9 protein-coding genes are annotated in these 12,517 nt (G+C 49.2%); 3 read left to right on the top strand and 6 right to left on the bottom strand.

The window, feature by feature from the left end:
- Positions 1–96: 96 nt before the first annotated feature.
- Positions 97–2,514, top strand: a complete 2,418-nt coding sequence (gyrB, locus tag P1U47_RS14515) for a DNA topoisomerase (ATP-hydrolyzing) subunit B (protein ID WP_301029922.1) — start codon at positions 97–99, stop codon at positions 2,512–2,514.
- Positions 2,515–2,661: 147 nt separating this feature from the next.
- Here gyrB and P1U47_RS14520 read toward each other — a convergent pair whose 3' ends face one another.
- The 3 genes from P1U47_RS14520 to glyQ all read right to left on the bottom strand — a co-directional run bounded on the left by P1U47_RS14520 (position 2,662) and on the right by glyQ (position 6,509).
- Positions 2,662–3,396: a 1-acyl-sn-glycerol-3-phosphate acyltransferase gene (locus P1U47_RS14520; RefSeq protein ID WP_301029924.1), complete on the bottom strand. Its 735-nt coding sequence runs from the start codon at positions 3,394–3,396 to the stop codon at positions 2,662–2,664.
- Positions 3,397–3,483: 87 nt separating this feature from the next.
- Entirely contained in the window at positions 3,484–5,568 is a 2,085-nt protein-coding gene (glyS, locus tag P1U47_RS14525) for a glycine--tRNA ligase subunit beta (protein WP_301029926.1), read from the bottom strand.
- Positions 5,568–6,509: a glycine--tRNA ligase subunit alpha gene (gene glyQ / locus P1U47_RS14530; RefSeq protein WP_301029928.1), complete on the bottom strand. Its 942-nt coding sequence runs from the start codon at positions 6,507–6,509 to the stop codon at positions 5,568–5,570. Before glyQ ends, glyS begins: the two co-directional genes overlap by 1 nt.
- Before the next feature lie 136 nt (positions 6,510–6,645).
- Between glyQ and djlA the strand changes: the two genes are divergently transcribed.
- The gene (gene djlA, locus P1U47_RS14535; RefSeq protein WP_301029930.1) at positions 6,646–7,440 is read left to right on the top strand and encodes a co-chaperone DjlA; all 795 of its coding nucleotides are present in this window, start codon (positions 6,646–6,648) and stop codon (positions 7,438–7,440) included.
- A gap of 85 nt (positions 7,441–7,525) precedes the next feature.
- On the opposite strand, the gene P1U47_RS14540 is transcribed toward djlA, so the two are convergent.
- The 3 genes from P1U47_RS14540 to P1U47_RS14550 form a co-directional block, all read right to left on the bottom strand.
- Complete coding sequence (locus P1U47_RS14540; protein ID WP_301029931.1) at positions 7,526–7,813, bottom strand: YebG family protein; 288 nt, start codon at positions 7,811–7,813, stop codon at positions 7,526–7,528.
- 114 nt (positions 7,814–7,927) lie between these two features.
- Entirely contained in the window at positions 7,928–9,268 is a 1,341-nt protein-coding gene (locus P1U47_RS14545; RefSeq protein WP_301029933.1) for a cytochrome P450, read from the bottom strand.
- Positions 9,269–9,286: 18 nt separating this feature from the next.
- Positions 9,287–11,455 carry a di-heme-cytochrome C peroxidase gene (locus tag P1U47_RS14550; RefSeq protein WP_301029934.1) on the bottom strand — a complete coding sequence of 723 codons (2,169 nt, stop codon included), beginning with the start codon at positions 11,453–11,455 and terminating at the stop codon, positions 9,287–9,289.
- Positions 11,456–11,735: 280 nt separating this feature from the next.
- On the opposite strand from P1U47_RS14550, the gene P1U47_RS14555 reads away from it, so the two are divergent.
- Positions 11,736–12,497: a hypothetical protein gene (locus tag P1U47_RS14555; RefSeq protein ID WP_301029935.1), complete on the top strand. Its 762-nt coding sequence runs from the start codon at positions 11,736–11,738 to the stop codon at positions 12,495–12,497.
- Positions 12,498–12,517 lie beyond the last annotated feature (20 nt).

Below are 12,517 nucleotides of genomic sequence, written 5' to 3' on the forward strand. Positions count from 1 at the left end.
CCCGAAGCGGGTATGGGTAATGTATAGGATTTGGCAGCCTTTGCTGCAGAACAACAATAACTCGTTGCCTGACCGCAGGCGCAAGAGGTTTTAGAAATGACAGAGAACAAAGCTTACGATTCTTCGAGTATCAAAGTACTTAAGGGCTTGGATGCAGTACGGAAACGTCCCGGTATGTATATTGGTGATACCGATGATGGATCAGGCTTGCACCATATGGTGTTTGAAGTTGTTGATAACTCGATCGACGAAGCGTTGGCTGGGCACTGCAGTAAGATAATGGTCGTAATTCATGCGGATGAGTCAGTGTCCGTTTCTGATGATGGCCGTGGAATTCCCACTGAAATGCATGAGGAAGGCGTAACAGCAGCCGAAGTTATTATGACCGTTCTCCACGCGGGCGGTAAATTTGACGACAACACCTACAAAGTCTCTGGTGGGCTTCACGGTGTAGGGGTTTCGGTTGTTAATGCGCTTTCTGAAGAGCTTATGCTAACAATTCGTCGCGGTGGTAAGGTTTTCGAGCAGCAATATAAGCACGGTGTTCCCCAAGAACCTCTAAAAATAATCGGTGATACAGAACGAACTGGAACCGAGATTCGCTTTAAACCATCGGCAGCGACTTTTACTAACATTGAGTTTCATTTCGATTACTTAGCGAAACGGATTCGGGAGCTCGCCTTCCTAAACTCTGGAATTAAAATAGAGTTACTTGATGAGCGCGATGGTAAAAAAGAGGCTTTTTGCTACGAAGGGGGTTTGAGCGCCTTTGTTGAGTACTTAAATACCAATAAAACCCCTGTTAATAAAGTATTTCATTTCACCACTGAGCATGACGGCGTGGTTGTTGAAGTTGCGCTACAGTGGAACGATGGCTTTCAAGAAAACCTGTACTGCTACACAAACAATATTCCACAGCGCGATGGTGGCACCCATTTGGCGGGTTTCCGCGCCGGTTTAACTCGGAACTTGAATACCTATATAGAGCGCGAAGGTTTAGCTAAAAAAGCTAAAATTGCTACTACGGGTGACGACGCACGCGAAGGTCTTACAGCGGTTGTGTCGGTAAAAGTACCTGACCCTAAGTTCTCATCGCAAACTAAAGACAAGCTGGTATCCAGTGAAGTAAAAACCATTGTTGAGCAGGCAATGACCGCTAAATTTGGCGACTTTCTCATGGAAAGCCCCAATGAAGCCAAACAAATTGTTCAAAAAATGATGGATGCGGCTCGTGCTCGCGAGGCAGCTCGCAAGGCGCGGGAAATGACCCGCCGTAAGGGCGCGCTGGACATTGCTGGTTTGCCAGGTAAGTTGGCAGATTGTCAGGAAAAAGACCCTGCCCTTTCCGAAATTTACCTAGTCGAGGGTGATTCGGCGGGTGGTTCAGCAAAACAGGGTCGCGATCGTCGCACCCAAGCCATTTTGCCGTTGAAAGGTAAAATATTAAATGTCGAAAAAGCGCGCTTCGACAAGATGATTTCCTCGGTGGAAGTGGGCACCATCGTTACTGCTCTCGGCTGTGGTATTGGTAAAGACGAGTTCAATATCGAAAAACTGCGTTACCATAGTATTATTATCATGACGGATGCTGACGTCGATGGTTCGCATATTCGAACCTTGTTACTTACCTTTTTCTTCCGTCAAATGCCGTCACTTATAGAAAATGGCCATATCTTTATTGCTCAGCCACCGCTGTTCAAAATTGGCCGCGGTAAACAACACCAGTATTTAAAAGACGAACCGGCATTCGCAAACTATTTAACCCAAGCGGCTTTAGAAGGTGCGGCGCTATATGTAAATCCAGAAGCCGCGCCGATTAATGGCGCGGGTCTGGAAGACTTGATAAATCAATATCGTAAAATAGATGGGATTATTAATCGCTTATCGCGTTTGTATCCGTCTGGCATTTTGCGCGAGCTGACCTACCTCCCACGGCTATCGCTCGACGATTTGGCCGATCGCGTCTTAGTTGCCAAATGGTGCGAAGCACTGGCAGAAGTAACGGTTGAATTGGAGCAAAAAGACCAACAGCATCGCTACGATGTTCGGATAATTGAAGATCCTGAACTGCATATTTTCTTGCCAGGAGTCGATATCATTTCTCATGGGGTGAGTGATCACTACCTATTTGGCCGCGATTTCTTTAAATCGGCCGATTACCAAGCTATTTTAGGTTTGGGTGAAAGTATCACGGGCTTACTTGAAGAGGGAGCATATATTCAGCGCGGTGAAAAACGCCAAGAGGTGTCGGAGTTTGCCGAGGTAATTACTTGGCTGATGGGGCAAGCGGAGCGCGGGCTTAATGTTCAGCGCTATAAAGGCCTCGGTGAAATGAATCCGGAGCAGTTGTGGGAAACCACCATGGATCCAGAAGCGCGACGTATGTTGAGAGTGACAATTGACGATGCGGTAGCGGCAGATCAAATCTTTACTACCCTAATGGGCGATCACGTCGAACCTCGCCGTGAGTTTATTGAGACCAACGCCCTTAAAGTGGCAAACCTCGATATTTAAACTTTGTCACAACTGGCCCTATTATTTGGTGTAGGGCCGGCCTTCTCTTTCTGTCTTAGTTTGTTACCGCCTCCCCTTCCCTTGGTTGCCAGTATCGCTCGGTGGTTTTGAGTTGGTGAGTGCTAACTTATGGCGTGCCCGCCACCGTTAGTCTGCTTTATGTATTAAAGCACACTGATCCTCAATCCAGTTTTCTACTTCAAGGGTTAATTCTTTACTGTCACGTCCCGCGGTAGCAATGGCTTCGCCGATAATTAAGGTAACCGTGCCAGGCCGGATTAATAAGCTTTTTGCCGGCCAAATCAGGCCACCGTTATGGGCAATTGGTAGCACAGGCACACCAGCGGCAATGGCAACACTAGCCCCACTGCGGGCGTAGCGGCCGCGAACACCCGGTTCGGTACGGGTGCCCTCGGGGAAAATCAATACGCTGTAATTGTTTCTTAGGCGAATTAAACCCTGCTCTGTAATTTGGCGCATTGCGGCGCGGGGGTTGCTGCGGTCGATGCCTATCGCATTCACCATCCGCAGCGCCCAACCAAAGAAGGGGATATTTAGGAGCTCGCGCTTAACAACGGTAGCAACCGGAAAGAGGTACCACTGTAAATAAAAAGTCTCCCACTGGCTCTGGTGCTTGGCCATCGCAACATAAACGTGGTGCTTGGGTAGTTCGCCGCGAATTTCGGTTTTTACACCACAGACAACTCGCAACATAAATATAATGGCGGCATTGCCCAGCACAAAATAGCGGCCGCGAATATGAAAGGGTAAAAACCAGGTGAACAACAAGCCGGTAACGCTAATAAACAGTGTAATCAGTACGTAGCTTGTAAAAAACAGGGCCGATCGAAACGCCAATATACTTTTTGCCAAAAACGTCATTGAAAAATCCTGTCCGTGTATGTTGTCTATAAGCGGGTAATTACACCCAGCTATTGCGCTAATACGCTAGTGCAATAGCTGGTCAGATTACTTGGAGCTTACCAACTGGGATATATCAGCAACCTCAAGGAACAAGCCTTGCAGCTGTTTGAGCAAGGCTTGCCGATTACTGCGCAAGGCCAGGTCGTCGGCGTTCACCATCACCGTATCAAAGAAGCCATCAACGGCAGCCTGAAGCCCAGCCAGCGATTTTAATCCTTCTTCATAGCGAGCCGCAGAAAATAATGGCGCCACAATGGCTTGCTGTTCATTCAACTGCGTAGCCAATGTTTTCTCTGCAGCTTCCACCAATAGATTGGTGTCGATCTGATCGGCAATATCGCCGTCCACTTTAGCGAGAATATTTGACACCCGCTTATTGGCTGCAGCGAGGGCCGCGGCCTCGGGCAATTGGCAGAAGGCCTGTACCGCATTAACTCTGTGCTCGATATCCAGCGGTGCACTAAGCTGCTTGGCGCTGACCGCCATAAAGACTTCAGGAGCGATGCCATTGTCTTCATAGCCTGCTTTTAAGCGCTCTAAAATATAATTTAGAACGGTGTCGGCCAAGTCGGCGGCGACCTTAATGCCGTTGTGCTGGCTAATTGCTAATTCTATTAGCTGGCGCAAATCTAGGGGATGTTGGTTTTCAATAATAAGACGTAGCACACCAAGCGAGGCGCGGCGTAACGCAAAGGGGTCTTTGGAGCCGCTCGGGATTTGCCCAATAGCGAAAATACCGCAAATGGTATCAAGGCGGTCTGCTAGGGCGACGATGGTGCCTGTGGTAGTTTGGGGTAATACATCGCCGGCAAAGCGCGGCATATACTGCTCGTTCATTGCCAGTGCAACGTCAGCAGCTTCGCCATCGTTCTGGGCGTAGTAGTAGCCCGCAATGCCCTGCATATCATCAAACTCAAGTACCATTTCGGTGACGAGATCGCTCTTGCTGAGTTTCGCAGCGCGCACGGCGCTTGCCGCATCGGCGGCGATTAGCTGCGCAATTTCGGCGCTGAGTGCAGCCACCCTTTCGGTCTTATCGTAGATGGTGCCAAGCTTCGCTTGGAAGACAATACTGCGCAGGCGCTCGCGGCGACTTTCTAAACTGGTTTTGCAGTCGGTTTCAAAGAAAAATGCAGCGTCGCTGAGACGTGGTCGTATAACCCGCTCATTGCCATCAATAACCTTCTGCGGCTCACGACTTTCAATATTGGCCACGGTAATGAAGTTCGGCATAAGCTTGCCGTTAGTATCTCTCACGTGGAAATATTTTTGATGCTCTTTCATTGACGAGATCAAGGCTTCGGGCGGTACTTTCAAAAAGCGTTGCTCAAAGCTGCCCGCTAAAGCCACTGGCCACTCGACCAGCGAGGTAACTTCATCTAATAGATCGTCATCGATGATCGCAGTGCCACCTAGGCCTTTGCCTAGGTCGCTCACTTGCTGACGAATAAGCTGCTGACGTTTATCGTAGTCTGCAATTATCTTTCCCTGCTCCTGCAAGATAGTCTCGTAGGCGCTGGCCGACGTGATATTTAAGCTTTTATTGCAGTGGAAGCGATGCCCGCGACTAAGGCGGTCGGCGCGCAAATCGAAAACCGTTTCGGCAATTGCCTCTTCGCCGTAAACAATACACAGCCAGTGAATTGGTCGCACAAACTCGGCGCGGGATGCGCCCCAGCGCATACGCTTGGCGATCGGCAAACTCGCCAATGCCTTATTAATTAAATCGCCAAATACGTCAACGCTATTGGCGCCGCTAACAAGACTGCGATAGCAAAGCTTGTCCTGTTTGCCGTCATTGGCTACGTGGTTTTGCAAGTCGTCAGTATTGAGTTGATTCTTTTTGGCAAAGGCCATCGCGGCATTGGTCGGCTTGCCGTCGGCATCGAAGGCTACTTTTGCTGGCGGCCCCCAAACTTCTATTTCACGATCCGGTGCGCGCTCTGCAAGGTCGCTAATTAATATCGCTAAGCGGCGTGGTGTGGCAAAGCTTTTAAGACCAGTAAAGCTCAGTTCCATGGCGCCGAGTTGACTGGCGATACTGTCGCTAAACGCCGCAGACAAAGTCTTTAAGGCCTTAGGTGGCAGTTCTTCGGTGCCAATTTCAATTAATAAATCACGGGTGCTCATTACTTGTTCTCCTCGGCGGCAGCGATAACTTCGTCGCGCAGATGCGCTGGGGCCAGTGGGAAGCCGAGTTTTAAACGGGCGTCAAAATAGGCTTGTGCCACTGCTCGGGCCAAGCTGCGCACCCGCAGAATAAAACGCTGGCGCTCAGTGACAGAAATTGCATGGCGAGCATCGAGGAGATTAAACGCGTGAGAAGCTTTCATCACCATCTCATAGGCTGGCAGTGGCAGGCCCTTGGCAATCAGGCGCTCGCTCTCGGCTTCACAGTGATCAAACTGCGCAAATAATTGCGTAACGTCCGCTTCTTCAAAATTGAAGTGCGACATTTCAACTTCATTTTGGTGGAACACATCACCGTAGGTGACATCACCGGCGGGGCCTTTGGTCCAGACCAAATCGTAAATACTGTCTACGCCCTGCAAGTACATCGCTATGCGTTCAAGGCCGTAGGTGATCTCACCACTAACGGGGTAGCACTCTAAGCCACCAACTTGCTGGAAATAGGTAAACTGGGTAACTTCCATCCCGTTTAGCCACACCTCCCAACCCAAGCCCCAAGCGCCGAGGGTTGGTGATTCCCAGTTATCTTCAACAAAGCGGATATCGTGAACCTCGGGGTCTATACCCAGCATTTTCAGTGAGTCTAAATACAGCTCCTGTATATTGGCGGGCGAAGGTTTCATGATCACTTGAAACTGATAGTAATGCTGCAAGCGATTGGGGTTGGTGCCGTAGCGACCGTCGGTGGGGCGGCGGCAAGGCTGAACGTAGGCGGCATTCCACGTTTCCGGACCGATTGCCCGCAAAAAAGTGGCTGGATGAAAAGTACCGGCCCCTACTTCCATGTCGAGTGGTTGTAACAGCACACAGCCACGCTCGGCCCAGTATTGTTGCAATGCCAAGATTAGCCCCTGAAAGGTGCTGACGTCTGCCTTGCTCACGGCGTTCCCCATAGAATAAATAAAGAGGGGAATTATACAGAGTTGCGAGGCTGTGGGCTAAGGCTATGGATGATTCTGGCCGTCGACCGTCACGACTTGCTATGATCGAGCCTCAGATTTGAAAGGAATATTGGTAATGGCAAAATTTATCGGCGCATTTTTGGGTTATTTGATGGGCGGCCCCCTCTTTGCGCTATTGGGCTTCGGTGTCGGCATGATGTTCGATCGCGGCCTAAAGCAGGCGATGGGCTTTAATTACGGGGCTCAACGCGAGCGTATTCAGGGTATTGTATTTGAAACTGTATTTCGGGTTATGGGTCATGTCGCCAAGGCTGATGGCCGTGTGTGTGAATCCGAGGTGGCGCAGGCCGAAGCGATTATTGCCCAGTTTGGTTTAGTTGGGGCGCGGCGTGACGAAGCGATTAGCCGCTTTAAAGAAGGCATCGCCGACAGTTTTGAATTAGAACCGCAGATTTCCGACTTTATGCTGGTCGCTAAATCCCAGCCGCTGCTGCGCCAAATGCTCTTAGAGGCATTGCTAACCATGGCCCTAGCCGATGGCGACGTCGATGCGGCCGAGCGCGATATCTTGCTAAAAGTGGCGGGCTATATCGGAATTTCAGCGCGGGACTTTCAGCGCTTACTCGATATGGCGATGGCCCAGCGACAGTTTCACGGTCGCGGTGCTGGCGGGCAGCAATCGAGCGCCAGTCGCGGCAATGAGTTAAAGGCGGCCTATCAGGCGATTGGGGTAACAGAGGCGGCGACTGACGCGGAATTAAAGCGCGCTTATCGTAAACTAATGAGCCAGCATCATCCCGACAAGCTGATTGCCAAAGGTGTGCCCGAAGACATGCTTAAATTGGCAACCGAAAAAGCCCAGGAAATACAGGCGGCCTATGAGCTAATTAAAAACAGCCGGAAAAAATAGCCCGCGGCGGTGCAGCTTAGTCAGCCAGCACCGCCACGGTTTAGCGCTCAATGCTTAATGTAAGCGGTGAGCGTGGGAGTTGCTATTACGCTTGAGCGCTTAGCGGGCTAACATTGCTTGGGTTGGCATCGCTGTCTATTTCTTCTAGCGCCTCTACCCTACCCTTACAAGCCTGCATTACCGCCTCTTTGTTTTTAGCGAGAAAAATGCCAAATTCCTCAGCTTGTGATTCGTCTACACTGGGTATGTGTTGCAGCAACAAAGCACTAAAACCTTCTGCCAGTTCCAACATTTTGTCGTAGGCGTCAGCGTCTTTTTTGTTATCAAACATAGTATTGTCCCTGTCACACATCCACTTCGCTACTACCGCCATATTCCACCTCGTTTACTTGTTGAACGGTATTTATCGGTTGCTAGACACTGTATATAAATACAGTTTAATGCGCAAGCCTATGGGCGTAAGAGGACACCGGCGGTTACAGGCAGCTTACCACCTTAAGCGATAGTGCTCGGGAAAGGGTCCGTCTTTATAATCCATTGCTGACGCAGCCTGCAATTCTGGACGACGTAAGATTTGGCGTAGCATTTCTGGAATCATCGCCATGCCCACGTATTTGCCCAGACATTCGTGCGAGCCAAAGCCAAAATTAAAGTGATGGTAGTAATTGCGGTCGGCTTGAAATTCGTCTGCTTGATCATAGGCGTAGTCATCAAACATAGCCGACTGAGTAAGCAGTAATATATTGCTGTCGGCGTGAATGGTGGTTTGCCAAGGGCTCGCTTTGGCAAGGGTATGGCTCTGCGAGGTGCGACGAAATACGTAGGGCGCAATAGGCACAAAGCGAAGCGCTTCCCAGACCATTTTATCAAAAAGCTCTACATTATCTTGCAGCGCGGCCGCGCGAACGGCGGGCAGTAAATCCTCGCGCGCCAAGAAAAATTGTAGAGTTTGGGCAACCGCTTGCGAAGTGGTTTCTATCGCGCCAATTAACAAGCCGCCCGCGTTCACACCTACGCGCAGCAATGAAAAATCGACTTCTTTGGCAAAGCTGCTACGCAGCATACGGGTGACGATATCGTCGCTTGCGGCGGCGGGTTTGCGCCCAGCTAATTTATTGATCAGCGCTTTTAGCGCGTACCACCCCACAAGTACAATATTTTTGGCTTGCTCGGCTTTAACCATCACTAGTTTTCGCGCCATAAGTTTGGTGATATAGCTTACTAGCTCGCCGGAAACCGCGTTGTGCTCGTCAATAATGTGCTGATATTTTTCTGGGCTATTTAAATCAAAGGGCTGATTGTGAAAGGCGTCGTACTGATTCCAAAAAGACCATTTAATCAGCGTCTTTTTGTCGATGCCGTCTAGGCCAAAATAGTCCTGTACTACGGTTGTTGGTACCGAGCGGCAATAGTCATTAACAACTTCTATACTGCCCGCCGCGGCAGTTAAAATGTCGTCGCTGGCCTTGGCTATAAGCTCACGTACCCGCGGAATATCGTCGCGATTGAGCATGCCTTGCATCAGCGATTTCTCGCGGTGATGTAGGGCATCATCGTCGTGCGCCATTAAGTAACCAGGATCGTCGTCGCTTACTCCCATTTTCGACTTATACAAATCTACGGTAAATATTTTTGGCATTTGTAGCGCGTCACGAATATCGCAGAACTTGGCGACGAGCACGCACTCGGGGGTAATTAAAATTGGCCGCTCGGCGCGCAACTGTTTAAAAAACGGCAGTGGCTCGGTTTCCATCCAGCCCTTTACTAGGGGATATTTTTGCGCCGTTGGCGCAGCATCATACTCAGCGAGATAATTGCGATTACTCATAGCGATCCCCGTCATCCTTTACAAGGTTTTAATATATTCAATCAAATCCCAGCGCTGCTTTGCCGTTAAGGCTGGCAGCACCGTTTTACCATCTATCTGTGGGGTGCGTCCGGCGCCGTATTCATGGCCAGAATTTAAATCGCCAACTCTGAAGGTAGTAAAATTTGAACCATCGTAGCCAGTGCTGCGCAGGCCAACCTTAACCGGATCAAACTCGCGGCTGCCAACTTTAAATTCCTCTGGTCGATACTCGCCTTCGTCGGGGTCATTCACACAGTCTGCAATTGCGGGCTCTGGGCACTGGCGCTTTTTCGGTAGCAGTAAATCGTACAAACTGGGTACTGAGCCATTGTGTAAAAAAGGCGCAGTCGCCCAAATCCCGTTTAGCGATCGCGCCTTATACGCAAGCAGTGAGTTATACGGTTGGGCAGTGGTGTCTGCTTGGTAATTACCGCTTTTTATGGTGGCTTTAATATTATTATCAAAAAAAGACATTGCGATGGTGTAGAGCCAGTCTAAGGTGCGCCGAATGACATTTTTGTCTGGGTCGGCTGTGGCAACTACACCTTTGGTTGCTGAGGTGAGAATTTGCACTACCGGCGCATCGACAGCGATATAAAGTTTGCCAGCATCGGTGGCCTGCACGGTTTGATTAAAATTTCCCGATTTACCCGTGCTGCTTACGCTATTAACCGCCATAGCAGGATCGGTGCCGACCAAGTTGATATCCATCATTTTGCCAATAACCACTCGATCCCAGTTATCTGTCTTAATCACTTCGTGGCACGACTGGCAGTATTGGGCGTATACAAAGCGGCCGCGCTGGGCCTTTTCGCGGTCGATTTTACCCAGTATTTGTTCTGGCCACTTTGGCGATTGCAGACCGCGTAAATGGGATTCTAAACGCTGTAAATTTATTAAATCGATAGAAGATTTAAAATTAATTTGTTCACTTTTTTTGCTTTGCCCAGTTATCCACGCCGAGATATAGGAAAAGTCAAAACTGGGTTTATGCGAGGACCAATCTAAATTGCCAAACACCCCAATTACTTCACCCGCATTACGCCCCAAGGGGCCTACGCCAGCATTATTTGCCAAGCCGTTCCACTGCACGTAGTCGGACTGCGCAATATCCCAGAGAAAGGGATAGCTAACCGGCGCATTGGGCTCATTAAAAATCATATCGCGAATACGCAATAACTCGCGCTGATTTAGGCCGGGGTAATCGCCGTCACTCGAAGCCAAGCGGGTTAGCACCATGCCAAATTGCGAGTCGACTAAAATATTTTCATCGACACCGTCCAGCACGGCATTTATTTGGGTTTTATTGAGCAGCGGGCGCCCAGCTACCGAGGTGCTCATTGCCAAAACTTCGGCGAGTTGTTCCCGGTTAATAATGTGTTGCAGTACTCGATTATAAATACGGCCGAAGGCATCGAGCCTAGCGTAACCGTATTTTATATGGCTGTGATTTACGGTGTTATACAAGGATATAATTTGCATCCATTCCTGCAGGCCGGAAATTACTTCTTCTCGCTCTTCGTAGTTATTATTTAGCGCCAGTACTTTTTCGGAAAAGCGATTAAGTTTTTCCTCGTTATTGAGGGTGGCGCGCATGGCCTTTTCAAGACCGTGTAAAAAGCCAACGAGGTCTGCCATTGCTGGGCCGCCGTCAATACGAATAGCCTTACCTTGATAATTGATTTGCCCAGTGTGGCAGGCGGCGCAGCTAAAGCCCATATAGTCGTGGCCTTGATAGCTGTCTTTAACAAAGCCAACTGGTAAACCGTCGGGATTAAAGAAAGTGGGCTTTTGCGGTAGGTAGCGAAACTTGTCGATATTGAGCTCGGAGCGAAATAGCTCCTCGTTATTTTCTTGCTCTAAAACTAAAAAGAAATCGTAGGGAATAAGGTCCGAGCCCTGAGTGGTATTGTAAAACCACAGGCTGTCGGCGGCATCCCAACCCTGGTCGCCAGTGTAAATGGGCGTGCTGTAATTTTCGCCAAAGGCGCCGCCGACAATACCAATTGCGCCTCGGTCAGGGTCTTGATCCCAGTGTTGGTAAGCTTTGCCCGCAGCGAGGGTCAGCGCCATGATTAAGGCCAAAATGAGTGCGAAAATAAAGAGATGTTTGCGATAGCGACAGGCTAAGGATACGGGTGCTACTGCACGTTCTAAGAGAGACATTGGGCGCTCCTTGCCAAATATAATTCAGTCTAATTCGCTAAGAATTAGCTGTGTCGTAGTGTTTGATAGTCTAAGCCACTGCTATTATTGATTTTTATTTCGTACCATAAATAGCAGGAAATACCTTTTTGAGCAATAAAGACTGCAATATAAGTAGAGTATTTTCACTATGACATAGCGATATAATTTTCAACACATAGCGCTTCCTCATGCTGACTTAATAATTATCATGCTTACTAGGCCATTACTAAGCCAAGAACCAAGCTAGTGGGACAGTAGTATGAATGACGGTGTAACTAATTATGGCAATAAGGTTGCGCAGATTGGTCTTAGCTTTTGGCTAATGAAAATTTGTGCAACTACCTTGGGCGAAACCGCAGGGGATTTATTGTCGATGACCCTGAATATTGGTTACGGCAGCAGTTCTCTGATTCTAATTGGCTTATTCTTTATTTCCTTATTAATGCAGCTTGGCGCGAGGCGCTTTCACCCCGCTCTGTATTGGTCAGTTATTCTTACTACGAGTACCGCTGGTACCACCATGTCAGATTACATGGACCGCACCTTGGGCTTGGGTTATGCCACCGGCTCCATGATTCTGGTTGGACTGCTCGCGGTGGTGCTCGCAACGTGGGCTATTACTGAAAAATCCTTGTCAGTCAGCAATATCAATACGGTGCGCGCCGAGCTGCTTTATTGGATCGCCATTCTTTGTTCAAATACTTTGGGTACCGCCTTGGGTGATTACCTAGCGGATGATTCTGGTCTCGGGTTTATGGGCGGCGCGCTATTAATTGGCAGTTTGATTATGGCAATCGCGCTAACCGCGTATCTTAGTCGAGTGAATCGAATTTTCTTGTTTTGGCTCGCCTTTGTACTAACTCGGCCCTTTGGTGCAACTTTAGGGGATCTGATGAGTAAACCACTAGATAAAGGCGGTCTAGATTTTGGCACCGTGGGTTCTTCAGCGGTGTTGGCGGCATTATTGGTCGCGATGGTGGGCTACGCAATGTGGCGGCGTTCCCCAGAGCCAGTACGCTAAAGTCACACAGGTTTTCGTTG

It is taken from the genome of Zhongshania sp. (genome assembly GCF_029212375.1).
GTDB lineage: Bacteria > Pseudomonadota > Gammaproteobacteria > Pseudomonadales > Spongiibacteraceae > Spongiibacter.

What these genes read in the sequence shown, in the direction of transcription:
- gyrB (WP_301029922.1), top strand. Translation starts at nt 97, where the DNA reads ATGACAGAGAACAAAGCTTACGATTCTTCGAGTATCAAAGTACTTAAG.
- P1U47_RS14520 (WP_301029924.1), bottom strand. Translation starts at nt 3,396, where the DNA reads ATGACGTTTTTGGCAAAAAGTATATTGGCGTTTCGATCGGCCCTGTTT.
- glyS (WP_301029926.1), bottom strand. Translation starts at nt 5,568, where the DNA reads ATGAGCACCCGTGATTTATTAATTGAAATTGGCACCGAAGAACTGCCA.
- djlA (WP_301029930.1), top strand. Translation starts at nt 6,646, where the DNA reads ATGGCAAAATTTATCGGCGCATTTTTGGGTTATTTGATGGGCGGCCCC.
- P1U47_RS14540 (WP_301029931.1), bottom strand. Translation starts at nt 7,813, where the DNA reads ATGGCGGTAGTAGCGAAGTGGATGTGTGACAGGGACAATACTATGTTT.
- P1U47_RS14545 (WP_301029933.1), bottom strand. Translation starts at nt 9,268, where the DNA reads ATGAGTAATCGCAATTATCTCGCTGAGTATGATGCTGCGCCAACGGCG.
- P1U47_RS14550 (WP_301029934.1), bottom strand. Translation starts at nt 11,455, where the DNA reads ATGTCTCTCTTAGAACGTGCAGTAGCACCCGTATCCTTAGCCTGTCGC.
- P1U47_RS14555 (WP_301029935.1), top strand. Translation starts at nt 11,736, where the DNA reads ATGAATGACGGTGTAACTAATTATGGCAATAAGGTTGCGCAGATTGGT.